At 59.0% G+C, this 25702-nt stretch carries 18 protein-coding genes; 5 read left to right on the forward strand and 13 right to left on the reverse strand.

The annotated features are described in order from the left end of the window. Positions 1-182: 182 nt before the first annotated feature. Together I6L49_RS05830 and I6L49_RS05835 are read left to right on the forward strand one after the other, a co-directional pair. The gene (locus I6L49_RS05830; RefSeq protein WP_216950832.1) at positions 183-1754 is read left to right on the forward strand and encodes an Ig-like domain-containing protein; all 1572 of its coding nucleotides are present in this window, start codon (positions 183-185) and stop codon (positions 1752-1754) included. A 417-nt stretch (positions 1755-2171) separates the two neighbouring features. After that, positions 2172-3461 (forward strand): sensor domain-containing diguanylate cyclase, encoded by a 1290-nt coding sequence (locus I6L49_RS05835; protein ID WP_005352201.1) that lies wholly within the window; start codon positions 2172-2174, stop codon positions 3459-3461. Between the two features lie 87 nt (positions 3462-3548). Here the strand turns inward: I6L49_RS05835 and I6L49_RS05840 are convergent, their stop codons facing one another. Together I6L49_RS05840 and I6L49_RS05845 are read right to left on the reverse strand one after the other, a co-directional pair. Then, positions 3549-5171 carry an acyl-CoA synthetase gene (locus tag I6L49_RS05840; RefSeq protein WP_216950833.1) on the reverse strand — a complete coding sequence of 541 codons (1623 nt, stop codon included), beginning with the start codon at positions 5169-5171 and terminating at the stop codon, positions 3549-3551. A gap of 237 nt (positions 5172-5408) precedes the next feature. Beyond that, entirely contained in the window at positions 5409-5597 is a 189-nt protein-coding gene (locus tag I6L49_RS05845; protein ID WP_216950834.1) for a hypothetical protein, read from the reverse strand. 501 nt (positions 5598-6098) lie between these two features. Here I6L49_RS05845 and I6L49_RS05850 point away from each other — a divergent pair. Then, the gene (locus I6L49_RS05850) at positions 6099-6638 is read left to right on the forward strand and encodes a glycine zipper 2TM domain-containing protein (RefSeq protein ID WP_031227576.1); all 540 of its coding nucleotides are present in this window, start codon (positions 6099-6101) and stop codon (positions 6636-6638) included. Between the two features lie 116 nt (positions 6639-6754). On the opposite strand, the gene xdhC is transcribed toward I6L49_RS05850, so the two are convergent. The 10 genes from xdhC to ygfK all read right to left on the reverse strand — a co-directional run bounded on the left by xdhC (position 6755) and on the right by ygfK (position 23708). Further along, the gene (gene xdhC, locus I6L49_RS05855) at positions 6755-7240 is read right to left on the reverse strand and encodes a xanthine dehydrogenase iron sulfur-binding subunit XdhC (protein ID WP_216950835.1); all 486 of its coding nucleotides are present in this window, start codon (positions 7238-7240) and stop codon (positions 6755-6757) included. After that, complete coding sequence (gene xdhB / locus I6L49_RS05860) at positions 7237-8115, reverse strand: xanthine dehydrogenase FAD-binding subunit XdhB (protein ID WP_216950836.1); 879 nt, start codon at positions 8113-8115, stop codon at positions 7237-7239. Before xdhB ends, xdhC begins: the two co-directional genes overlap by 4 nt. Next, positions 8108-10426, reverse strand: coding sequence for a xanthine dehydrogenase molybdenum-binding subunit XdhA (gene xdhA / locus I6L49_RS05865; protein WP_216950837.1), 2319 nt, complete (start codon positions 10424-10426; stop codon positions 8108-8110). Before xdhA ends, xdhB begins: the two co-directional genes overlap by 8 nt. A gap of 374 nt (positions 10427-10800) precedes the next feature. Continuing rightward, positions 10801-12102: an NCS2 family permease gene (locus I6L49_RS05870; protein ID WP_254127591.1), complete on the reverse strand. Its 1302-nt coding sequence runs from the start codon at positions 12100-12102 to the stop codon at positions 10801-10803. A 396-nt stretch (positions 12103-12498) separates the two neighbouring features. Beyond that, a complete protein-coding gene (gene guaD / locus I6L49_RS05875) occupies positions 12499-13815 on the reverse strand; it encodes a guanine deaminase (RefSeq protein WP_123173123.1) in 1317 nt (438 codons plus the stop codon). Between the two features lie 52 nt (positions 13816-13867). Beyond that, positions 13868-15391, reverse strand: a complete 1524-nt coding sequence (locus tag I6L49_RS05880; protein WP_111901163.1) for a nucleobase:cation symporter-2 family protein — start codon at positions 15389-15391, stop codon at positions 13868-13870. A 95-nt stretch (positions 15392-15486) separates the two neighbouring features. After that, on the reverse strand, positions 15487-18384 hold the full coding sequence (locus tag I6L49_RS05885) for a molybdopterin-dependent oxidoreductase Mo/Fe-S-binding subunit (RefSeq protein WP_216950838.1): 2898 nt from the start codon (positions 18382-18384) through the stop codon (positions 15487-15489). After that, positions 18381-19157, reverse strand: a complete 777-nt coding sequence (ygfM, locus tag I6L49_RS05890) for a molybdopterin-dependent oxidoreductase FAD-binding subunit (protein WP_216950839.1) — start codon at positions 19155-19157, stop codon at positions 18381-18383. The genes I6L49_RS05885 and ygfM overlap by 4 nt, the downstream gene beginning before the upstream one ends. Positions 19158-19238: 81 nt before the next feature. Next, positions 19239-20567 carry a putative aminohydrolase SsnA gene (ssnA, locus tag I6L49_RS05895; RefSeq protein ID WP_216950840.1) on the reverse strand — a complete coding sequence of 443 codons (1329 nt, stop codon included), beginning with the start codon at positions 20565-20567 and terminating at the stop codon, positions 19239-19241. A gap of 30 nt (positions 20568-20597) precedes the next feature. Beyond that, positions 20598-23708, reverse strand: a complete 3111-nt coding sequence (ygfK, locus tag I6L49_RS05900; RefSeq protein WP_216950841.1) for a putative selenate reductase subunit YgfK — start codon at positions 23706-23708, stop codon at positions 20598-20600. A gap of 136 nt (positions 23709-23844) precedes the next feature. Here ygfK and I6L49_RS05905 point away from each other — a divergent pair, with 136 nt between their 5' ends. Beyond that, entirely contained in the window at positions 23845-24072 is a 228-nt protein-coding gene (locus I6L49_RS05905) for a hypothetical protein (RefSeq protein WP_216950842.1), read from the forward strand. Positions 24073-24181: 109 nt separating this feature from the next. Here the strand turns inward: I6L49_RS05905 and I6L49_RS05910 are convergent, their stop codons facing one another. Beyond that, positions 24182-24745 carry an NTP transferase domain-containing protein gene (locus tag I6L49_RS05910; RefSeq protein WP_367947732.1) on the reverse strand — a complete coding sequence of 188 codons (564 nt, stop codon included), beginning with the start codon at positions 24743-24745 and terminating at the stop codon, positions 24182-24184. Positions 24746-24845: 100 nt separating this feature from the next. Between I6L49_RS05910 and yqeC the strand changes: the two genes are divergently transcribed. Beyond that, entirely contained in the window at positions 24846-25694 is an 849-nt protein-coding gene (gene yqeC / locus I6L49_RS05915) for a selenium cofactor biosynthesis protein YqeC (protein WP_216950844.1), read from the forward strand. Positions 25695-25702: the final 8 nt, after the last annotated feature.

Consider the following 25702-nt stretch of genomic DNA (forward strand, 5'->3'; position numbering starts at 1 on the left):
TATCTTAAATATATTAAATAAACTTTTAACCTCTATGTTTACATATATTTTCAACAAAGAAAACATTAAGCCCACACACCTCTTCGATTAATAAAAGTCAAAATTCAAAGCCAAATTATTGACACGTTTACAAGCTCATCTACACTTAATCATGCAATAACCCAATGCGCTTAGGAGAATGTATGAAGATGGCTTACATTGTAAATTCATTTTTAATTATGTGTTCTATTATATTATTTGGTTGTGATTCCGCACCTAATACTAGTAAAGCACCAGTTGATAAACCAAAACTTGTAGAAGTACAAGTTACACCTGTAAATGAGAAACTGCCGATTGGTCTAACCCAAAACTACATTGCAACAGCCATATTTGATGACCAGTCAACCACTGTTATAACTGATGGCATAACTTGGACTAGTAGTGACCCATTTATTGCAACAATTAATAGTGCAGGTCAAGCAAAGGGACTACAAATAGGAAATATCATCATTACTGCATCAGGAAATGTTGATGGCATTCAATATAATACAGAAACAGCATTGCAAATTACTAACGCAACCGTTTCCAGTCTAGATATTACTCCAGACAATAAGAGTATTCCTGTCGGTCTTGAACAACAGTTTATTGCGATTGCCACCCTATCAGACGGCTCTAAACGTAATGTGACTCTCGAACCCTCTCTTGTTTGGAGCAGTGCAGCTAACTCAATCGCAACCATTCAATCTGGAAGTACAGACAGTGGCCGGGCAACAGCCATATCTGTTGGAACTACCACAATTAGTGCCAGTGGAATTGCAAATGGCGTATCTTTTACAGATACAGCCAACCTAACAGTAACAAACTTAACTGTCACAGCACTGAGCGTATCTCCTGATGGTACAAAGGTCCCTGCTGGCCTTGCCAAAAGATTCACTGCAACAGCACTTTTATCTGATGGGTCCACGCTTGATGTGACAGAAAACAGCAAAGTTAACTGGAGTTCAGCTGATACCAAGATTGCATCTGTGGGTAACTCTGAAAATATCAAAGGCTTGGTATATGGCGTATCTACAGGTAATACGTCAATTTCAGCCAGTGGCACTGTAAATGGACTTTCCTACACATCATCTGCAAACATTACTATCAGCGATGCAGTCATTACGGATCTGCAAGTAACTCCACCCGAAAGTTCTATTACGGAACGTCTTACCAAGCAGTATACAGCAACAGCAAGATTTTCTGACGGTACAACAGAAGATGTCACTAACAACAAGAATTTATATTGGTCTAGTGATAATACATCCGTAGCAACTATATCAAGCAGCCAAGTTATTGACAATGGGATTGCCACCGGCATAAAGGCAGGTGTGGCTACAATCACTGCGTCCGGGAATATAAATAACAGACTGTTTAACGCCACATCCCTTTTAAGTGTCACCGAATCCGTCACCATTCCTAATGTCGGTACATTCAGCAAACCTGATAATACCCTGAGAAACTGGCAGGATGCATCTAATTATTGTGCATCACCCGGTATTATTGGCAACTGGCGCCTCCCAACAAACGCTGAAATAATTGCATTAATTAATTATGGTGGTTCACAAGGTACTGATAGCTGGCTTGGTACTATTCTGGGATGGAATACAAGTTTGGCTTGGTCATCAACACTTAATTCTGCCAATGGAAAACACTATTCAGTTTTGCTCCGAAATGGAATAACAGATGATAGTAACATTGATGCAGCCACCTTATTGGTAACATGTATCCGAAACTAACCTTGGAAAATCAAGATGTAGTTTCATTCGTACATCAACAACACGTTTGCCTCATAGATAAAAACGCCCTCATAAGAGGGCGTTAACATAACATCAGTACACTGCGCGCCAATAGCTCCCCCATCTGATACTGACTCCTCGAGATCAGCATGTAGAGTCCTAGAACATGCGGCTATGAGAGAAAGTTATTTGTAAAAGACATGTAACCAACTGTAGTTATCAATGCTGGTGCTATCGCCGCTCCATTAGGACTCAGTTGATTTCCTTTGACCACACCAACGATGACAATCGTGTGACATGGCGCAGATCCTGCGGAAATAAACGCGAAACATGGCCTGTGAAGTGCTTAATTTAAACCGTTGGTACATATATTCGCGCTGTATACAACGATGCCCTTAACCAAGGATGGCTAGCCCCATGAAGGATGAACCCTTCTCTATCCAGTTACAGCATGAGCTGGATCACCTCAAAGCCATCTTCAACGAGACGGACGCCTACATGTTTACCAAGGATCTGGCGGGCCGTTACACCTATGCCAATCAGGCGGTGCTGGATCTCTTTGGCTGCACCCTCGCCGAGTTGCAGGGGCAGGATGATCGGGCCTTTTTTGATCTCGAATTCTCCGACACCATTCAACGCAACGACCGGTTGGTACTGGAGCAGCAACTCGCCATCGCCCAGGAGGAGATCAACTACCTCAAATCCACCGGGGAAAAGCGCTGCTACTGGACCGTTAAAAAGCCCATCCATGACAAGGATGGCAACCTGATCGGCCTGTGCGGCATCTCCACCGATATCACCGAACACAAGCTGATTGAGGCCCGCATGGCCGAGCAGCATCAGCTGCTGGAAATCATCCTCGCCAACGTGGATGCACATATCTATATGAAGGACAGCCTGCACCGCTTTCTCTACGTCAACCAAAAGGTCGCCGATCTGCTGGGCCTTCCTGCCGAGCAGATCATCAATCGGCGCGATGATGAGGTGATCCCGGCTGCCAGCGCCTGCCAGCTGTGGCGACTGGACAACCGGGTATTCGAAACCGGCGAGCTGCAAGCCGGGGAAGAGATGCTGACCGATCCCGAAGGCAATCAGCACTACTACTGGTCGGTCAAGGTGCCCTTTCTGCTGGGGGATGGCACCCCCACCCTGATCGGTATCTCCTCCGACATTACCGAACTGCACCAGCTCAAGGAGCAGCTACACCAGCAGTCGGTGCGCGATGGCCTCACCGGTCTCTACAACCGCCGTTTCTTTTTCGAGATGTGCGAGAAGAACCTCAGTCTGGACATGCGCCACCACCTCACCTCGGTGCTGATGGTGCTGGATGTGGATCAGTTCAAGTGCATCAACGATCGCTTCGGTCATCCCCTTGGGGATAGCGCGCTGGTGCATCTGGGCAGGGTGATGCAATCGGTGCTGCGCAGCGAAGATGTGCTGGCCCGCATCGGCGGTGACGAGTTTGCCATCTTGCTGCCCAACACCACCCTCTCGGCCGCCGCATCCCTGGCCGAGCGGCTGCGCCTTCAGGTGATGCAAAGCCCGCTGCCCCTGCCAGATGGAGATAAGCTGGTCATCACCATCAGCGCCGGACTGGTGGAAAATGGCGAGGGGGAGCTGATGGAGAGCCTCTACGCCCGCGCAGATCAGATGCTCTATCAGGCCAAACAGAGCGGCCGCAACTGCGTCGCGTGCAAGGCACCCTAGCCATACAACGGGAGGGCCAGCAGCCCTCCATACTCCCTTGTTTATTACTCAGATGAATGGCTGTGCTGGCTCCTTACGAACAGGCTGCTACCCCAGCTGTTTGCGCAGCACAAATTTTTGCACCTTGCCGGTCGAGGTCTTCGGCAGCGGGGTAAAGATGATCCGCTTGGGCGCCTTGAAGTGGGCCATCTGATCACGGCAAAAGGCGATAAGATCCGCCTGAGTAGTCTCTCTCCCCTCTTTCAGTTTCACGAAGGCGCAGGGCACCTCCCCCCACTTCTCATCGGGCATGGCGATCACTGCCGCTTCGTCCACATCGGGATGGCGATAGAGCACGTCCTCCACCTCCAGACTGGAGATATTCTCCCCGCCAGAGATGATGATGTCCTTGGATCTGTCCTTGATCTCCACATAACCATCCGGGTGCCATACCGCCAGATCGCCACTGCGAAACCACCCCTCCGCCATCGCCTCGGCGCTGGCAGCCGGATTTTTCAGATATCCCTTCATCACCACATTACCGCGCAGCACTATCTCCCCCATGGTTTTGCCATCTTTGGCCACCGGTTCGCCACTGACCGGATTGATGACCCGCATCTCCCCCTGCAGAGGCGACGCAACACCCTGGCGCGCCTTGAGGCGGGAGAGCGCCGTGGCATCCTGACCTTGCCAGCTTCTTTGCGGTTCGCACAACACGCAGGGGCCATAGGTTTCGGTGAGGCCATAGACGTGGGTCACGGCGATCCCCATCGCTTCCATACCGGCGATCACGGTGGCGGGGGGCGCAGCGCCAGCGGTCATCACCTTGATGGGGTGATCCAGCCCCTGCTTGAGCGCCGGATCGGCATTGTTGAGCATATTGAGCACGATGGGCGCTGCGCAGAAGTGGCTCACCTTGTGCTCGTGCAGCGCCTCATAAATGGCGGCCGCCTGCACATGCCGCAGGCAGACGCTCACCCCGGCGGTGGCCGCCAGCGTCCAGGGGAAACACCAGCCGTTGCAGTGAAACATCGGCAAGGTCCAGAGATAGACGGGGTGTTTGGGCAGCTCCCAGGAGAGCACGTTGTTGATGGCGTTGAGGTGGGCGCCGCGATGGTGATAGACCACCCCCTTGGGATTGCCGGTAGTGCCGGAGGTGTAGTTAAGGGAGATGGCCTGCCACTCATCTTGGGGCAGCCAGCCGGGTTCATCGCCGCTACCAGTGGCAATAAAGATCTCATAGTCGAGGTCACTGATAAGCGCCCCCTCCCGGTAGAGGGGATCATCGATGGCGATGACCAGCGGTTGGCTCTCCAGCAGACCCAGCGCCTTGCGCACCACGGCGCCAAACTCCCTGTCCACCAGCACCACCTTGCTCTGGGCATGCTGGAAGATAAAGGCCATCGACTCGGCATCGAGCCGGGTATTGATGGTGTTGAGCACGGCGCCGCTCATGGGCACCCCGAAGTGGGCTTCAAACATCGCCGGGATATTGGGCGCAACGATGGAGACGGTATCCCCCTCTCCGATACCGCTAAGCCGCAGGGCCGAGGCCAGCTGGCGGCAACGGCGGGCGGTCTCGCCCCAGCTCTGGCGCAGCGGGCCGTGGATCAGCGCCGGATAGTCGGGATAGACCCGCTCCGCCCTCCCCAAAAAGCTGATGGGGGTCAGGGCCTCAAAATTGGCGGCGGTTTTGGCGAGGTCGCGCTCATAGATGTTCTGCACTGTCATCGGATTCCTTCCTCACAAGTGGCACAAAACGGGCAGTTTCGGGATGATTCAGAGATCAGCAAGCGACATGGGCATCCTGCCCGTCACTGGTCTCTTATGGGGATGACAGCCTAACAGTGAGCCTGCGGCGGCAGGTATTAGCAAAACGTCTTAGAGGAAGAGCAGAAAAGGTATTCGGTGCGAGTGCGGGCAAGCGAACAGCCTCCGCCAATGACGAAGGCTTTACCTCAATCATCGTTAGTGACGTACCCGCCCCTGCTGGCGGAAGCAGTAGAGCTTGAGGCTGATGTCGGCGATATCGGCCGGTAGCTCCTCCCCCTGTTCGGCAAGGGGCTGGTAGAGGGATGAGAGCAGACGCTCGGCCTGCTGCACCGTGATGATGTTGGCCTGGATGGCCGGTGTGATCCAGCTGGGTAACATTGACATATCTCCCCCTCATTGATCCGATGATCTCGGGTGAACCTCTTCATTTCAGGTCTTACGCCGTTGTCGGCCGACCCGTTCACCCTCTGCTTCACCCAATCAAAGCAAAATGCTTGCCGTGATCTCTTATCGGCCAACATCCGATGGGGCTGGAGCCATTTATCAATTACTTGCGTGGCCATCTCAACGAACAGAGCCCTTGTTCAAGACCTCCCTTGACCTGCCCCCGTCAGCACTTTGCCACTCTGGCATTCTGCTCACCGCCCGCCTTGCAAATTGCGACTCGAATTGCTCCTTATCACACTTGCTAAGTTCACCACACGTCGGAAACCGGTCACTTTTAGTCCGTTGTCGCCAAAGCCAGACACTTTTCCATGGCGGCTATTTTTTGACCTTGCCAGCGCCTGTCGCAGGCCCATCCCCCTCGCCTTGTCCGGCCAACCGATTATGACAAGATGGCGCCAGATTGGAACAGCCCGTATGGGTATGCAGGAGAACAACAAGATGAACAGATCCATGATGGCAGGTATCGGTATTGGCATCGCCTCGGCCCTGGCACTCTCGGCGGCGGCCAGCGGCTCCCTCTTTACACCCCAGCCCACCTTTGCCGAGGTGATCGCCAGCAAGCCGATCACCGAGAGTATCAAGACTCCCCGACAGGAGTGTCGCAACGTCACCGTGACTCACCGCAAGCCGGTACAGGATGAGCACAAGATCCTCGGCACCGTGGTGGGCGCAGCGCTGGGTGGCGTGGTCGGCCACCAGTTTGGCGGTGGCAGCGGCAAGAAGGTGGCCACCGCAGCCGGGGCAGTCGCGGGTGGCTATGCCGGTAATCAGGTGCAGGGCAATATGCAGGCGGGCGATACCTACACCACCACCGAGCAGCGCTGCAAGACCGTGCAGGATACGAGCGTCAACACCATTGGTTATGACGTGACCTATCGCCTCGCAGGTCAGGAGGGGGTGATCCGCATGAAGCAAGCCCCGGGCGCCACCATTCCGGTCAAGGATGGCAAATTGGTGATCGACCAGCCAAAAGTGTGATGTATCCTGACCCCACTCAGCAGCAGGCCCGCCTCTTTCGAGGCGGGCCTGTGTTTTTGGGAAGGCTTTTTTCCTTTTTCAAACAACGGCACGCACCACTCACGGTACCCGAACTATCACCCTTTGCAGCACTTCTTCACCGCCCGTACCACGTTCTGATAACCGGTACAGCGGCAGAGGTTGCCCGACAGCCCGTGGCGGATCTCCGCATCGGTCAGCGGACGGCGTTCGGTCTTGTCGAGCAGGGCGGCGCTCGCCATCACGAGGCCCGGGGTGCAAAAACCGCACTGCACCGCCCCCTCGTCGATAAAGGCCTGCTGCACATCGGATAGCTCATTCCCCTTGCGCTCCCCCTCCACGGTACGAATGGATTTGCCATCGGCCCACACCGCCAGATAGAGGCAGCTGTCGATAGCAGTGCCATTCACCCGCACGGTACAGGCGCCGCACTCACCGACACTGCACCCCTCTTTCACACTGATAAGCCCCTGCCCGCGCAGGAAGTGGAGCAGCGACATGGTGGGCGACACCGCATAGGAGTAAGGCTTGCCGTTGATCTCGCACTGGATCTCCACTGCGGGACAGCTTTGCGGTTGCATCATAGGATCTTCCCTCCGGCACGTTCGACTGCGCAGGCGACCACCCGCTGCGCCAGGGTTTTGATGAGGTGCAGGCGAAACTCTTTTTCCGCCCGCCAGGAGGAGCGCGGTGCCACATCGGCCACCACCGCCTCGGCAATGGCGGCCAGTGTGGCGCGAGTCAGGGGTTGCCCTTCGGCCGCCGCTTCCGCGTGAGGCGTGCGCACCGGCGTCGGGGCCGCCACGCCATAGGCCAGCCGCAGGCGCTTGAAGTGACCATCCTCAATCTGACAGTAGGCGGCGCAGCCGATGGTGGCGATATCCATGGCATCGCGCATGGCGTATTTGAAGTAGTGGGAGCCCACATGGGGGTGCGAGTCCGGCGCAAAGTGAAACGCCACCAGAATTTCCGCCGGTTGCAGCGCCACCTTGCCGGGGCCGGTGTGAAAACCGGCGATGGGGATGCGGCGCGTACCGTTAGGGCCAGCAATCTCAAGCTCGGCCTCCAGCGCGACGGTCGGCGCCGCCGAGTCAGCACTGGTGGCGCCGTTGCAAATATTGCCGCCATAGGTGGCGACGTTGCGGATTTGCGGGCCGGCGATGGTGGCGGCCGCCTCGGCCAGCATCGGCAGGCGGCGCTGCACCAGCTCGTTTTCAATCAGCTCGGTAAAGGTGGTGCCGGAGCCGATACGGATCGACCCATCAGGCAGCTCGCTCACCCCTTTGAGCTCGGGCAAGTCGTGAATATCGACGATATGGCGATAGGCGGCGTTGAGGTGATGGAGCTGGATCATCACATCGGTGCCACCGGCCAAGAGACGCGCCTCAGAGTCGGCCTGACGCAGGGCGACCGCCTCGGCCACACTGTGCGCCTTGTAGTAACGGGCAATATCAAACATGGTGTTGCTCCTCCCCTGCTCCCTCGCCAATCAGACCCGCCGCGACAAACTCCCGAAACAGGGTTTTGGGGGTGATGGGCAGCTCGTTGATGGCCACCCCGGTCGCCATGCGAATGGCGTTACGGATGGCGGGGCCCGGCGAGATGATGGGCGGTTCCCCCAGGGATTTGTGGCCATAGACCGACTGGGGCTCGTAGGTCTGCACGAAGTCGCATTCAAGCTCTGGCAAATCCAGCATGGTGGGAAACTTGTAGTCGAGCAGGTTGGGGTTGCGCACCACGCCGCTCTTGGCGTCGATGATCATCTCCTCGAACAGGGACCAGCCGATCCCCATCCCCATGCCGCCATGCACCTGTCCCTCCGCCAGCTGCGGGTTGAGGATCTTGCCCGCATCGTGCAGGTTGATGATGCGATTGATGGTCACCTTGCAGAGATCGATATCGACGCTGAGATCGACAAAGGTACAGCCGAAACTGGGCGGGTTGGTGGTGGTCTTGTGGGAGACCTCGGAGGTGATCTGGCCACCGATGGTGAGGTGGTAGTAGGCGTTGACCGACACCTCGGCGACGCTGATCAGCACCTTGTCCGGCGCACCGGCCAGCACCACGTAGCCGTCGATCAGGGTCAGCGATCCTACATCCTGATGGCAGAGTTGGGCCGCCAGCGACAAAATGCGGGCCCGCAACTGCAGCGCCGCCTGATGGATGGCGGGGGCCGCCACATAGCTCTGACGCGAGGCGAACGAGCCAGGATCATAGGCAGTAATGTCGGTATCCTGAGTCGAGATGACCCGGATCTGCTCAAACGGAATGCCCAACGTCTGGGCCGCCATCTGGGCAAAGACGGTGTCCGACCCCTGCCCTATCTCGGTGGCGCCGATCTGCAGATTGACGGTGCCATCCTGATTGAGCAGCATGCGGGCGCCGGCAATTTCGACCCCCACCGGATAGGTGTTGGAGCCGTAGCTGAAACAGGCCACCCCGATGCCACGGCGCACCCGACTGGCAGGATCCTGCCCCAAGCACTCGGCCTTGAGCCGATCCCACTCGAACATCTCGCGACCACGCAGCAGGCAGTCCGGCAACCCGGCGCTGTAGATGGTCTTCTGGTTGACCTGATTGACATCCCCCTCGCGCGCCACGTTGGCGATGCGCACATCAAGCGGATCCAGCCCCAGTTCGGCGCAGGAATCGTCCAGCATGCACTCGAGGGCAAAAATCGCCTGCGGCGCGCCGTAACCGCGCATTGCACCGGCGGTGGGCAGGTTGCTGTAGAAGGTCTTGGCGTCATAACCGAAGGCGCTGCGCGGATAGAGGTAGCTGATCTTGTTGCCACCGGCGCTGGCGATGGAGTGGCCATGGGAGGCATAGCCGCCGGTGTTGGAGAGCACATCGAGCTGATACCCCTTAAGGGTGCCATCCCGGTTGATACCGAGGGTGCCGTCGATGGCAAAGCCGTGGCGGGTGCGGGAGGCAAAAAAGCACTCCTCCCGGCTCAAGGTCACCTTGACCGGCACGCCGCCGAGTTTGTAGCTCAAAAACGCCGCCATCGGCTCTTCCAGCACATCCTGCTTGTTGCCAAAGCCGCCGCCCATATAGGGTTTGATCACCCGCACGCTGGACCAGGGCAGGCCGAGGGACTTGGCCACCCGGCTGCGCACTATCTGGGGGATCTGGGTACTGCTGACGACGATGATGTGGTCCGGCTGATCCATATAGGCGTAGCAGGTCACCGTCTCCAGATGGCAGTGCTGCACCACCGGGGTCCGGTAGTGCCCCTGAAACTGCAGATCGGCCGCCGCAATGGCCTGCTCCGGGTCATTGGCGCGAAGCTGGCTTTGCCGCAGCAGGTTGCCATTCGGATGGATGGGATAAGCATCCTCGGCCAGCGCACTGTGGGCATCCGTCATCACCGGCAGCGGTTCGTAGGTCACCTTGACTAGGGCGGCAGCCTTCTCGGCCACCAGCGGATCGCGGGCCACCACGATGGCGACCCCATCACCAAAGTGGCGTACATGGTCGGTGAGCAGACGGCGGTCTTTCACATCCCGTTTGGCCTCATCGAGGGACCAGGCGTGACCGGCGGTGCGAAAACAGGTGGTGGGCACATCCTCATGGGTAAATACGGCTTCGACCCCGTGCAGGGCCAGCGCCTCGGTCGCATCGATGGCAAGCACCTTGCCGTGGGCGATATTGCTGCGCACATACTTGGCGTGGCGCATCCCGAGCATGATGTTGTCATCGGTATAGCGGGCGCTGCCGGTCACCTTGGCCTCGGCATCCACCCGCTTGAGCGGTAATCCTATGGACATATGCAAGTCCTTTTTCGAATGGAAAAATCTGGAACCGGCATAAAAAACAGCAAGATATGCGCCTGTTTCCCGCCATCGTCAGAAGAATGGGGAGAAGTGTGAAGGGGATCCCATCTAGCCTGCTTTTGTTGGCTCGCAGCGACAAGCCAGGGGCAGCCCCTGAGCAAATGTGGCCCGTCGGCGGTGAAAAAATCGGCATGGCGAGGAGAGCAAAGATGGGAGCCTATCAATCTGGTAGGAGGATTTATCAAAATGGTATCGCGATGCCCCCCCAACTGCGGAGACAGCCTAGGCGTGATGCCTGCGTGGGCGGGCTAACAATAACAGGCATAAAAATGGGGCCGCCAGTGCGGCCCCAAACGGGAGGGTTATCCCTAAATAGCCCACCCCCCAGCATAAAAGAGCACCAGCGCCAGGGCGATGACCACGGTGCCGACGTTGAGCTTGTGCCACTCCTTCGAGCAGATGCGGCCGATCACCAGCGAGCTGAAGCCAAGCATGATGCCGGTCACGATGTTGCAGGTGAGTACGATAAAGACGGCGCATACCAGCCCGGACATGGCCCCGACAAAGTCATCGAAATCGAGCTTGGTGACGTTGCTCAGCATCAAGAGCCCCACATACATCAGGGCCGGTGCGGTGGCATAGGCGGGCACCAGATAGGAGAGCGGCGAGAGGAACAGCATCAGCAGGAACAGGCCGCCCACCACAGTCGCGGTCAGGCCGGTTTTACCCCCCGCTGCCGTGCCCGCCGCCGATTCGATATAGACGGCAGCCGGGGCCGCCCCCACCAGACTGGAGAAGATGCTGCTGACCGAGTCGGCACTGAGCGCCTTGCCGCTGTTGATGATGTGACCATCCTTATCGAGCAGGTTGGCCTGCCCCGCCACGGCGCGGATGGTGCCGGTGGCATCGAATACCGCCGTCATTACCAGCGCCAGTACGCTGGGCAACACCAGCGGCGAGAGGGCCCCCATGATATCCAGACTGAAGATGAGGGACTTGCCTTGATCGTCCGAGAGGCTCGGTAGGGCGAACAGCCCCTGATACTTCACCGCCGGATCGAAAATCAGGCCGAAGATGGAGATGGCGATGATCACCAGCAGGATCCCCCCCGGTACTCTCAGCTTCTCCAGCCCGAAGATCACCGCAAGGCCGATCAGGGACATAATGACCGGCATGGAGGTAAAAGCCCCCAGCGCCACCGGCAGCCCCTCCAGCGGGTTCTTGATCACCAGCCCCACCCCATTGGCGGCGATAAGCAGCAAGAAGAGACCAATCCCGATGCCGGTACCGTGGGCAATTCCCATCGGCAGGTTGTCGAGGATCCAGCTACGCACCCCGGTCACCGAGATGGCGGTAAAGAGTACCCCCATCAGAAAGACGGCCCCCAGCGCCACCGGAATGAGGATCTGCTGCCCCAGCACCAGACTGAAGGCGGTAAACGCCGTGAGGGAAATCGCGCAGCCGATGGCCATCGGCAACTTGGCCCAGAGCCCCATCAAGAGCGAACCGAACCCCGCCACCAGACAGGTGGCGACAAACACGGCGCCGGGGGGAAAGCCCGCCTTGCCGAGCATGCTCGGCACCACGATCACCGAATAGACCATGGCAAGGAAGGTGGTGAGGCCCGCCAGCACCTCCTGTCTGACATTGCTGCCCCGCTCGCTGATCATAAAGTAGCGATCAAGAGCCGTGAGCGGCTGTTGCTTTGCTGCGCTCTGGCTGGCGTCATCATTGGCCAGCTGTTCCACGCTGTTTGTCCTGCTGTTTGCTTGGGTCATACCCAACTCCTTCACACGCGCCTGAATGTTCCATGACGAAATGGCGACAGGATCTGCGGGTCTGCCGAGTGCCAGTCTGATGAGAAACAGGCGATGGTGGCAGAGGATGCGACAGACAGACCAGGGCTGGCAGCCTTGACTCAAACGTTTGCCTTGCTGATCAAAAAAACCGGGCCATTTCACGTTCTATGCGGGGAGATCCCCTGTGGTGCGGCAAGACTGGCCTCCTTTTGGGTACGCCAGCCGCCGTATTCGTTGGGGCTGCGCCGCGGCAGCCCACTACAAGCCCTACCCCCGTTCATGCACCAGTTGGCCATCCACATAGGTGCGGTAGATGGATCTGTCATCCCCCAGGGTCAACAGCACAAAGAGCTTGTCCCGCAAGGTGGTGGAGTTGTCATAACGCAACTGCTGCAGCGGGGTGGCGACCGGGTCGAGCACCACGAAGTCCGCCTCCTTGCCCACCGCAAAGCTGCCGATCTTCTCGTCCAGCCCCAGCGAATGGGCGCCGCCCAGGGTGGCCAGATAGAAGGCCTGATAGGCCGAGAGCCGCTCACCCTGCAACTGCATCACCTTGTAGGCCTCGTTGAGGGTCTGCAGCATGTTGAAGGTGGTACCGGCGCCGATGTCGGTGCCCATCCCCACCTTCACCTGCTTGCGCCACGCCTTGTGCAGCTTGAACAGGCCGCTGCCGAGATAGAGGTTGGAGGTGGGACAAAACGCGATGGTGGAGCCGGTCTCCTTCAGGCAATCCCACTCCTGCTCTTCCAGATGGACGCAGTGGGCAAACACACAGTTGTGGCCGGTAAGCCCATGCTGGTGATAGACATCGAGATAACCCTTGTGCGCCGGGAAAAGAGATTTGACCCAGGCGATCTCATCCTTGTTCTCGCACAGATGGGTGTGCAGATAGGTGGTGGGAAACTCTTCGCGCAGCCGCCGCGCCATCGTCAGCTGCTCGGGTGTCGAGGTGGGTGCAAAACGTGGTGTGATGGCATATAGAAGTCGACCATTGCCGTGCCAGCGCTCAATGAGCTGCTTACTCTGCACATAGCTGCTCTCGGCGGTATCGAGCAGATAATCGGGGGCATTGCGATCCATCATCACCTTACCCGCGATCATCCGCATGTTAATGCGACTGGCCGCCTCGAACAGGGCATCCACCGACTCGGGGTGAACGGTGCCGAACACCAGCGCCGTGGTAGTGCCGTTGCGCAGCAGTTGCTTGATAAAGAAGGTGGACATCTCGCGGGCATATTCGAGATCGTTGTAACGCCGCTCGGCCGGGAAGGTGTGGCGGTTGAGCCACTCCAGCAGTTGCTCGCCATAGGCCCCCACCATCTCGCTCTGGGGATAGTGAATGTGGGTATCGACAAAGCCGGGCACTATCATCTTGCCGCGATAATCGCGCACCCGCACTTCGGCCGGGATGCGATCTTTCCCCTCCTCCCACTCACCGAACCAGTCGATGCAACCGTTGCGAATGATCAGCAGACCATCCTCGATAAGGCGGGCGTTGGACTCAATCTCCTCGGGCTGATCCACCACCCGGGTGATATCGAAGAAGCTGCCGCGTACCGCTTTGACAGAGTTGTCGTTTTTCATAACCGTTTCCCTGTTTTTCTTGTTCTGTTGACGTTTTTTGCCGGTTTAACCGTCAGATCCGTTCCACCTGTGGCGCCACCGCCTCCCCGGGTACTGGCTCTGGTGAACCCTCACCCTTGCTGGCCGATGGCTGGCCCGCACTGCGGGCGGTAAAGATCACATCCGGCTTGTCGCTCAGCTGGATCACCTCCACCGCCTCGGCATCCCTGACGGCCGCCTTGCGTTTGCGGCTTTGCGGCAGCACCAGATTCATGATGATGGCGGTGATGCCGCCAGCGCAGATGGGGTTCTCCACCAGCATGTAAATACCCGCTGGCAGCACCTTGAAGACGTTCGGGTCATAGGAAACACCGAGCCCAAGGCCAAGCGAGGTGGCGACAATCAGAGTCTCCCGCCGATCGAAGCCGTGGCTGATGATGATGCGACCACCGGCGATGGCGATCATCGAGAACATGATGACCATGGCGCCCCCCATCACAGGTGACGGTATGGTGGTAAAGAAGCGCCCCACTACCGGGAAGAGCCCCAGCAGCACCAGAATGACGGCGATAAACTTGCCCACATGGCGTGAGGCCACCCCGGTCATCTGGATGACGCCGTTGTTCTGGGCAAAGGTGGTGAGTGGCAAAGAGCCGAGGGCAGAGGCGATCACCGAGACCAACCCATCCGCCAGCACGCCGCCGGAGAGCCGTTTTTGAAACTCGGGGCCCTGAATATCCCGGTGGGAGACCATGGCGGTGGCGGTGATGTCCCCCACCGCCTCCAGCACGCTCAACAGATAGATGGTGCCCGCCAACATAAAGGCGTGAAAATCGAAGGAGAAACCGTACTTGAACGGGATCGGCACCGTAATAAGCGGCAGGTCCTCAAGGGCGGAGAAATCCACCATACCGAGCATCAGGGCCACTGCATAACCCACCATCAGGCCGATGGCAATGCCGCTCATCCGCAGCAGCGGGCTTCGACTGCAGTTGAAGGCGACGATGACGCAGAGCACCAAAAGCCCCAGCCCTATGTGCTCGTATTTGCCAAAGGTGCCGCTGCTCATGGCGGAGAAGCCGCCGCCAAAGTCGATGATCCCTACCTTGATAAGGCTCAGACCAATCATCAGTACCACTACACCGCTCACGGTCGGAGTGATCACCCGCTTGAGATAGGGCAGCACGAAGGAGGAGCCCATCACCAGAAAGGCGCCGACAAAAGAGACCCCGAGCAGGGTCGAGACGATCAGCTCCTCATGGATGCCATCTTTTTTCATGGCGCCGCCGAGCGCGATCATCACGGTCACGAAGGAGAAGTTGACCGACTGGATGGAGAGCAGCCCAGACCCGATGGGGCCATAACGGTTCACCTGCAACCAGGTGCCGATACCGGAGGCGATCATCGCCATGGAGACCAGATAGGCGGTGATCTCGGTGGAGAGGCCCAGGGCGCCGCCGACGATCAGCGCCGGAGTCACCATGGGGACAAAAATCGCCAGCAGATGGGTCACTGCGCCCATCAGGGTTTGATAAAACGGGGGTTTGTCTTCCAGCTCGTAAATGAGATCCGAGTGCTTGCGTGTTGTTTTAGACATCGTGTTTGTCCCATCACACAGAATGTAGGCGTAGTACTCATTCCGCCGTCAGGCGCTGGGGGCGAGCTGACGCCCGCCCCTCACCTTTTCTTTTGTTATGCCGACACTTTTTGCTCCAGCTTGCCCAGTTCGCGCAGGATCTGCTCCGGCGTGAAGTGCCACTTGCGCAGCCAGACACCGCAGGCGTCGTGGATGGCGGTAGCGATGGCGGGCGCCGCGCCGTTGACCCCGATCTCCGAGATGGACTTGGCGCCGTAGGGGCCAACCTTGTCGTCACTCGGCACCAGGAAGGCCCGGAAGTCGCGCGGAATATCGCCAATCTTGGGCGCGCCATAGCTCTTCAGATCCCGGGTGAGCGGGATGCCCTTGCTGTCGTAGCAGATCTCTTCGCTCATGGTGTGGCCGATGGCCCGCATGGTCGCCCCGTAGATCTGGCCGAGGGCCAGCTCCGGGTTGATGGGAGTACCGCAGTCGAGCAGAGCGTAGAACTTGTCGAGGCGGATCTCGCCGGTTCTGACGTTGACCGCCACCTCGGCGAAGTTGGCGCCATACGGGAAGGCGAGCTCCGAAGTGATGTAGCTGGCGGTGCCCACCAGAATGCCGAAGCCGGTACCGGTCTCGGCCTTGTGGGCCAGCTTGGCGAGGGTCACCTCCCCCTGCTTGCCGCGCACGATACCCGGGTGAACCAGTTCCACATCCTCCACCGGCTCGCCCAGCATGGCGGCGCCGTGGAACAGGATCTTCGCCTTGAGGTTCTCGGCCGCCATCTTGGCCGCGTTGCCGGAGAAGCAGGTACCGGACGAGGCGTAGGCCCCCTTGTCGAACAGGGCGTGGTCGGTGTCGCCAGAGATCACATGCACATCGCTGAGCGGGCAACCGAGCACCTCGGCGGTCAGCTTGGCCACCACGGTATCGAGGCCGGTGCCGATATCGGCGCCACCGGAGTGAACGATAAAGGTGCCGTCCGATTCCAGCTTGACCATGCAGTTGGCCTGATCAATATCCGGGATCCCCGATTTTTGCATGATGATGGCGACGCCACGGCCGATGCGCCAATCCCCGTCGGCGGTTTTGGGGCTATCCCACTCGATAAGTTCGCGACCCTGCTTGAGGATGGGTTCAAGGGCACAGCTGGCCGCATGGGGCACCGAGGTAGGCATCTTGCCCTCGCCGATGGCACCCAACACCTTGAGGATGTCCCCTTCGTGCACCCGGTTGTGCTCCACCATGTCGAGCTGATCGATGCCCAGTTTCTCGGCAAGTTCCGCAATCGCCATGGTCAGGGCGAAGTTGCCCTTGGGCGCGCCGTAACCCTGATAGGCCCCGGTCGGGCAGATGTTGCTGTAGTAGGTGTTGACAGTAAAGCGCACGTTGTCGCACGGATAGAGCGGCAGGGAGAGCGCCGGGCCGTTGCTCGGCACCGTCAGAGAGTGGTTGCCGTAAGGGCCGGTGTTGGCACGAAAATCCATGTCGATGGCGGTGATGGTGCCATCCTTCTTGGCCCCCACTTTCACCTTCACCTTGGCCACGTGGCGGGAGGTGTTGCTGATGAACTCCTCTTCACGGGTGTAGCGGAAGGTGACCGGACGGCCGGTGACCTTGGTCGCCCAGGCGCACACCTCTTCCAGCAGGATATCCTGCTTGGAGCCAAAGCCGCCCCCTACCCGCTCCTTAATCACATGCACCTGGTGCTGCTTCATGCCGACGATGCGCGCCACCTGACGGCGCACGTGCCACGGCACCTGGGTGGATGCGTGAATGACCAGACGCTCCCCATCCATGTAGGTGAAGCAGATGTGCGGCTCGGTCGGGCACTGCTGGGCCTGGGTCGATTCGTAGGTGCGCTCGACGATCTCGTCCGCCTCGGCAAACCCTTTGGCCACATCACCGATCTGGCCATGGACGCTGGCGGCCAGGTTCTCGTGGGGGCGGGAACCGATGGGGAAGTTGATGATCATGTGCTCGTCGCCGCGGCGCACCGAGCAGGCGTTCTGCTGCTCGAGATCCGCCGGAGCGCCGGCCATGTAGACGATGGGTTCGTCGTGCACCAGCGGTGCATTGGGTGCCATCGCCTCATCGATATTCATGACCGCTGGCAGCACCTGATACTCGACCTCGATGAGTTTCAGCGCCGCCAGAGCGACAGCTTCACTCTCGGCTACCACAGCGGCAACACGATCACCGACATGGCGCACCTTGCGGCTGAACATACGGCGATCAAGCGGTGACGGCTCGGGGGCACTCTGGCCACCCGGGGTGTAAAACACATCCGGGCAGTTGAGGTGGGTGATAACATGGACGACGCCCGGCAGCGCCTCGGCGCGGCTCACGTCGAGTTTGGTGATCACCGCATGAGGATGGGGGCTGCGCAACATCTTGATGATCAGTGCATCCTCGGTAACCCTGTCCTCCACGTAGCAGGGCTTGGCCTGCACCATCTTGGCGGCGTCCACTTTCGGACAGCTCTTGCCGATATGGCGCAAATCGTCGCGAAACTCGGGGGCGATCTGGCACAGGTGATCGGGATCCTTCATCCGTGAACAGGCAAGCTCGATGGCCTGATAAAACTGCTGATAACCGCCATCGCGGTGAAAGAGGCCTGAGAGGGCATCGTCGATTTGATCACGGGTAGGCTCGGGGTGGCGATCAAGCAGGTCGGTGACGATGAGCGCCGCAGCCGGATCGTTGTAACCCGACTGCACCACGCCCACATCTACCATCGCCTGCTGCACCAGACTGAGCTGGTTCCAGCTGCCCAGCGACTCGGCGGTACGCACGTCGGATCCATCCAGCTGAGCGGCGATCAGCAGGGAGGCGTTGATCACCTTGCCGTTGAAGAGAATGGCGTCGGAGCCAGCAAAACCGAAGCCGTCGTCACTGTTGCGCACCGAGTGCATCCGGCACTGGTTGAACAGCACCCGCTGGGCATTCTCGCCAGCCGGGGTGATGACGGTGCGCAGGGCACCGTTCAGTGTGAAGTTGAGTTCCATCATGCCTGTACCTCCTGCTGCTGGCACTCGACCAGCAGATCCGCCACCACTACCCCGCTGATATAGCGCTTGTAGGTCACGCTGCCGCCGAGATCCTCACGCGGTGCAACCAGCTCGCTCACGGCCGCCTCCAGCGCGGCATCGTGCAGATCGCGGCGCTCCACATCACGCAGGCGCATCGGCTGCGGCGTAACGCCATCAACGGCGACCCGCATCTCACCAAGGGCGTCGAGGGCCACGGCAGCAGTCATCACAGCCAGACCATCGGCGTTGCGGCTGATGCGGCGAGTGGCGCAGCGCAGCGCGGGCTCCGGCAGCACCACACCCAGCACCAGCTCCTTGCGCTGGCCCGCCAGATAGGCATCGATGGGTTGCAGCAGGTTGTTCTCCAGCACTACCACGGCTTCGAGGACCAGCAGTACCGGCAGCAGCGGAGAGTCCTGCTGCTGGCAAGCAATTTCACCGCCGAGGGTGGCCTGATTGCGCAGATGGCGGGAGTAGACAAACCCCAGCGCGTCGCACAGGGCGGCCGGGGTACGGGGATCATCTTTCAGGGTCTGCAAGGTGACGGTGGCGCCGATATGGAGCTGGCCGTGCTGCTGCTCAATCTGGTTCAGTCCCAGCTTGTCCAGCGAGATAGCGACATTCTTGTCGGTGCGAGTCGGAGCGGCGTTAAGCTTGCTGCCGCCCCCCATGTAGACGGCGTCGTTGCCGAAGCTGGCCTTGAGTTCCAAAGCCTGACCCAGTTGCTCGGGTCGGAAGAATTGCTCAATCATGTGTCGTCCTTACTCTTGCTGCCCGCCGCCGGGACAAATCCACAGGGCGGGCAATCCGGTCCAAAACTGTGGAAGGTGGCCTTAGGCCAGCTGATCCATCCGTTGCCACAGGCGGCTCGCCACCTTGCTCGCCTGCTGATAAATGGGCTCGACGTCAAAGGCGAACTCGCGGTCCTGATAGACCATGCGACCCTCCACCATCACGCTGTTGACGCTGGCAGAGCCCATGCCGAAGGCGAGATGGCCACCGAGGTTACGCGGCGCCAGCGGGGTCGGTGCGTCGTAGTCGCAAATGGTGAGGTCGGCCTTGTATCCCGGCTCCAGGCGGCCAAATTTGGCGCCGAAGTTGCGCTCCAGCAGGGTGTTGCCGTTCCACAGGAAGCGGGCAAAGCTGTCAGGCCACAGGGCGCCACCGGCATCCTTGTGCTTGAAGTAGGCGAACTTGAGCTCTTCGAGCATGTCGGAGCCGATGCCATCGGTACCGAGCGCCAGATTGCGATACTCCGGCAGATGCATGTTGTAGCCCACGTGGTTGTTCATGTTGGAGCGGGCGTTGTGCACCAGGAAGGCATCGCGGCTGTTGAGCAGCTCAATGTCGGCCGGGCTCAGGTAGATGCCGTGGGCGACAAGCGACTTGCTGTCGATAAGGCCAAACTCGTCCAACCGGGCGATGGGCTCCTTGCCATAGTGGTGGTGGCCTTGAGCCATGTCGTAGCGGTCTTCCGCCACATGGATATGCAGGCCGCGACCGGTGACCTGCACCGCTTCGCGCAGCATGGCCAGCCCCTCGTCGGGGACGGTGAAGGGGGCGTGGGCACCGATATGGGCCTCCACCAGATAGGGTTCATTCCCCTTGGCCTTGGCCGCATCGATCTGTTGGGCGAACAGGATGTTCTCCTCCACCCCGGCCTGCAGCTCGGCGAGGCCGCCGTTGCGATCCGTGGTCTCGAAGCAGGTCATGCCGCGCAGGCCCGCCTCCATAAACCCTTTGCGCAGCACATTCAGGGAGCCCTTGATGAAGTTGGGCGAAGCGTGGTGGTCGATCACCGCACTACAACCGCTCTTGATCGCTTCCAGCGAGCAGATGAGGCCGCTGTAGTAGAGGGACTCTTCATCGAGCGCCCGATCGAGCCGCCACCAGAGGTTTTTCAGGGTGGAGATAAAGTCCGGGCAAGGGGCGATATTGGCCATGATCCCCCGCGACAGGCCGGAGTAGAAGTGGTTGTGGGCACAGACGATGCCCGGCATCACCAGCTTGCCCCCCATCTCCCGATAGTTGGCCTCCGGGTAGAGGGCCCGCAGATTGGGCCCCACCGCTTTGATAAGCGATCCTTCGATGGCGATATCCACCCCTTCCAGCACCCGGGTCGGCTCCAGCTGGACGGCGGTGACGTTCTTCAGAATAAACATGGTTTGCTCCTTCGCTTATTCGTTATTCGCTCAGGCCTCGACGGCCCCCAGCAGGTAGTGGTGATGGGCATGGACATGGCTGATGATCCGGCACATGTCGCCAAGGGCCGCTGGCGCATCCTTGATCCGGCTTTGGGCGTCTATGGTCAGGCGATAGGTCTCGCCATCCTGACGCACCCGCAGTTCGCCACCATCCGCCAGATAGAAACCAGGGTTGCGGCTGTTGTCGAAGTCCTCGGGCAGGCTGAAGATGGTCACCTTGTCCTGATAGGGCTTGCCCTGCCACGGGCAGAACTGGGCGCAGTTGCCACATTCGTTGCAGTAGGCATCCAGGTGCAGGGTCTGGAACTGATCCTTGAAGCCCGGCACCGCGATGGCGACGTTGGCCCGGTTGGGGCAGACATCCACGCACTTGCTGCAGAGGTAGTTGCACTCGAGGCAACGGTGCGCCTCTTGCGCCACGAAGGCATCGCGCTCGCTCTTGTCAACCATGGTGACGGCGATGCTCCCCTTGCGACGGTAGATCTCATCCTTGCCCGACGGCTGAATGGTCACGTCACTCTGCTGGCTGGCGATATGCTCGCGAGAGAGCACCAGATCCGCGGCGCGGCGGGCACCACCGATGGCACCGACGATCGAGGATGGGCCGCTCTGCACGTCACCGATGAGGAAGACGTTGCGACGGCTGGTTTCGCCAGTCTGGCCATCCACCTCGGGCCAGCCATCGCTGCCAAGGGGAATGCCCATCGCTTTCAATACCTCGCAATCAGGCTGCTCGCCGATGGCGGTGATCAGGGCATCCATCTGCATCACTTCGGTCTGCTCGGTGGGCACCGGACGGCGGCGGCCCTGCTCGTCAGGTTCCCCCAGCGCCATCATCCGCACGGTAAGCTTGCCATCTTTCTCAAAGCGCTCCGGATTGGTGAGGAAGCAGAAACGCACCCCATCCTCCACTGCTTCCAGAACCTCCTCGCGATAGGCGGGCATCTCTTTTTCGCTGCGGCGGTAGATAACGGTCACATCGCTGACACCCGGCACCTTGAGGGCGGCGCGGGCACAGTCCATGGCGGTGTTGCCGGCACCGATCACAGCCACATGGCGGCCCAGCGGCAGCGGTTTGCCCTGATTGAAGCTGCGCAGGAAGTGGAAGGATTTGTAAATCCGCTCGTGTCCCCCCTCAAGGCGCATGCCACCGTTCTTGTCGGCGCCAATGCCGACGAAGACATAGCTAAAGCCCTGGGCGTGCAGCTTGTCGACGGTGAGTGCCGGATCGCAGCCAAACTCGAACTTGACCCCGTGGGCGGCAACAAAGTCGATGTCGTGCTGGATAAGTTCGGCCGGAATGCGGAACTCGGGGATGATGTGCTTGACCACGCCACCGGCATCCGCTTCGCGCTCGAACACGGTGACCGGGTGACCGGCACGGGCCAGGAAGTAGCCGGCGGAGAGACCGGCCGGACCGGCGCCAATCACCGCCACCGGATGCTTGTCTCCACTGCCGGCCGGTTTGTGCCAGCGGGCCTTGTACCCTTCCCAGCCGCGCTCCAGCGCCACTTTTTTCAGCTCGCGGATATTGAGCGCGCTGTCGTAGTCGAGACGGGTGCAGTTGTACTGGCACTGGTGATCGCAGATGTGGCTGGTGATGGCAGGCAAGGCGTTGCGCTGATAAATCAGCTCAAGGGCTGCCACATACTCCCCCTCGCCCATCAGGCGAATGTACTCGGGGATATCCTGATGCACGGCGCACGCAGTGACGCAGGGCGCCACGTAGCAGTCGGTTAGCGGCAGGCCGCCCCCCACTTCGATGCGATCCTCGGACTTCCACTCCTTCTGGGTGTAATCCATGGTGAGCGCCTTGGCAGCAAGCGCCTCCAGCTTGGCCACGTCCACCTGACTCATGCCCCAGCTGTCCGACGCATCTATCTCTTTGAGGCACTCGATCTGGCGCAGATAGCCACCTGGTTTCAGCAAGTCGGTGGCCATGGTGATGGGGCGGATACCGGTCTCGAAGATCTCGGCGATGTTGAACTTGCTGGCACCACCGGAGTAGGAGATAGGCAGTTTGCCCTCGAAGGCGCGAGACAGCACGGCGGCCACGTTGATGGAGAGGGGGAACAGCGCCCGGCCGGACATATACATCTCATCCCCCGGCAGCGCCCCTTTGCGGTTGATGGTGCCAAGGGTATTGGTCAGCTTGACCCCGAAGGTGAGCCCCTTCTCGGCCCCCAGCGCCATCAAGCGGGTCAGCATCGCCTTGGCCTGATCCAGCTTGAGGTCGTGATCGAATGACTCTTCGCTCAGACCAATGTAATCAAAGCCGCAGGTATCGAGGATCTCGCGCACCCGCGGGTAGCCCAGCAGGGTCGGGTTCAGTTTGACGAAGGTGTTGAGCCCCTTCTCTTCCAGCATGTAGCGGCAGATGGCCTCAATCTCGTTGGGCGGGCAGCCGTGCATGGTGGAGAGGGTGACGCCGTGCACCAGATTGGCCGGGATACGATCCACCAGCTGTTGCAGGCGAGCGCGGCGCGCCCCCAGTCCCAGCTCGGCGATAAACTGCTCGTCGGCCACGAGGTCACGTACCACCTGCTGGTACTCGGCAAATTTCGGACTGCTGCTGGCATCCATCAGGCTGTGGATGAACTGCTGCATCGGTGGCTGTTTGATGCCATCGAGGTTGTAACCCACGCTCATGTTGAAGATGAAGGACTTGGCCTCTCCGTCGAGACGGGGAGCGAACACCTCTTCCAGCAGGTAGAGGGCAAACCAGGCTTTCAGATACTCGTCAAACGCCTTGGGCAGGGTGAACTCGGTAGACCACTCGGTGTTGAAACACTCATCTTCGGCATCGATGCAGGGCTTTTCCAGTTCGAGACGGTCCAGGATCTGCACCGTCTTGAGCTCGATAAAGCGCCCGCCGGTCAGCCAGGAAGTGACGATATTCTGAGCCAATTGGGTATGGGGGCCGGCTGCCGGGCCAATGGGAGTCTCGCAGGTTTCACCGAACACCTTGATCTTGCGCTCGTCCTGCTTGCGATAAAATTGTGCGGCGGGAATACCGAAAATGCTCTGACTCTCTTTATATTCCGCAAAAATACGGGTCAGAAGGTTCTTGAAGGGAACGGGTCGCATAATATCGCCCATGGCTATCTCCTTGCAGCTGTTCTGCGCATTGGCAGCATGAATAAATGGGGTATCCCGCACGGGCATTACCCCTTGGCAAGGAGAGGAGCAACTATCAGGCCACTCCATCGGCAAAACTATTTTTTAGGGTAAAAGCGTGAGATGGCTCGAATTAATGAAGGCGGTTTGGCATGTCGCCATTATGATTAATGAGAGTGGTTCTCACTCACTTGAAATTTTATTCAAGGCAATGCCAGAGAAAAATGAAAAGTATCAAATCGGCAGCGATAAATATCACTTTGATAGGGTAAAAATCATCCAGCATTATCGCAAGCAACCCCCGGCCAATATGGCCGGGGGTTGCTTAAAAGTCACTGCTATATAAAAGGCGGTCGTCGCTATTTCGGTTTATCCAAAGGCTGCGAGATGACTCGGTGTTACCGCCCCGCTGGCTGCCATTGCACGCAGAGGGAAGTGGGCCCCAACGATGCGACTCAGCCCTGCTCGGTCGTAAACTCGTCGGCAGAACGCAGCTCCAGTTCGCCACGGATCAGCGCCTGATAGCGCTCGGGGGTATCGATATCAAAGAGGATGGCAGGACTCTCGACTGGTATGGTGCGATGGGGACGTTGCAGCAACCAGCGGCGCACCGAACCCTGTGCCGGCGCGGCAGCCAGCTCCCTTGCGAGGGATTTTGGCAGCAAGACCGGGTGGCCCGCCTCCCCCTCAAAGCTCGGGAACAGGGCGAGCTCTCCCCGCGCCTGCCACAACTGCTGATAGACCTCGCACGGGATACAGGGTAGGTCCCCGTGGCTGATAAAGAGGTAGTCAGCATTGCTGGCCGCCAGAGCGCAGCGGATGGAACTACCCAACCCCTGCTCATAGTCAGGGTTGTGGACGATGAGGATGTCGGGGCGATTTCCATAACAGGCAGCGAGTTCGGCCCCGCGATGACCCACGACCAAAATAATCCGGGAGCAGAAGGCCAGGGCATTTTTGAGACTTGCATCAAGAATTGTCCCCGAGCCATAAGGTAGCATCATTTTCCATGCCCCCATGCGGGATGACAAACCTGCTGCGGTAATTATACAGTCACACTGTTCACGCCCCCGAGCCTGCACCTTTTCATTCACCTCGCTATTTATTTCGGTCATTGCCATGTCCTTGCCACACTCTGTTATTCACGCGTTTCCGGATATTGGTTCGCTTTTAAATCCACTGCTTGAAAATAGTGACAACCATACCACGCTAATTAGCCTTTGTGGTGCCGGCGGAAAAACCAGCACCCTGTTCTGGCTGGCGGAATATTTTTATCAACAGGGTAAAAGGGTGCTAATTACCACCACCACCCGGATGTTTCTGCCTGCCCCGTCACACTATCGGGAATTGATTATCGAGACGGATCCCGTTCGTCAACTTACCCGCTGTCAGGCGCTACCGGATGGCTCGGCGCTGGTTGCCCTGTTCAGCCATCTCGACGAGCGCACCGGAAAGGTGGCGGGCCCCACGCCCCAGCAAATTGATCTCATCAAGGGGCAGCAGCGCTTCGATCTTATCTTGGTCGAAGCGGATGGCGCCCATCACAAGTTATTGAAAGTGCCCGCTTTGCACGAACCTTGCATTCCTCAGCACAGTGATTGGGTGATCGCCCTGACAGGCGGCGCCATGGTGGGGGCCAAGGCCGACCCGCAGCAGATCCACCGCTGGGCAGAGCTTCAGGCCCTGTGCGGGATAGAGGCCGGTGACCCCATCGACTGGGCCCTGTTTCACCAGCTGCTCTCCCACCCCGAGGGGCTGTTCAAAGGCACCCCGGCCAGGGCGCGCAGGATCTGGTTTATCAATGGCGATTATCAAAATGAGGCATCGTGGCTGGCTGAATTGATAAAGCTGCATAGCCGCCACCCCGAGCTCCATGCCATCTGGCAGGGGGCGGTTCGCGAGCCACAGCCCATTCACCTCGCACTCGGTTACTTCGCTCAGGATGAGGCACAGCCGCCTAGCCCATGATGGTTTAA

It is taken from the genome of Aeromonas sp. FDAARGOS 1419, assembly GCF_019047045.1.
GTDB lineage: Bacteria > Pseudomonadota > Gammaproteobacteria > Enterobacterales > Aeromonadaceae > Aeromonas > Aeromonas veronii.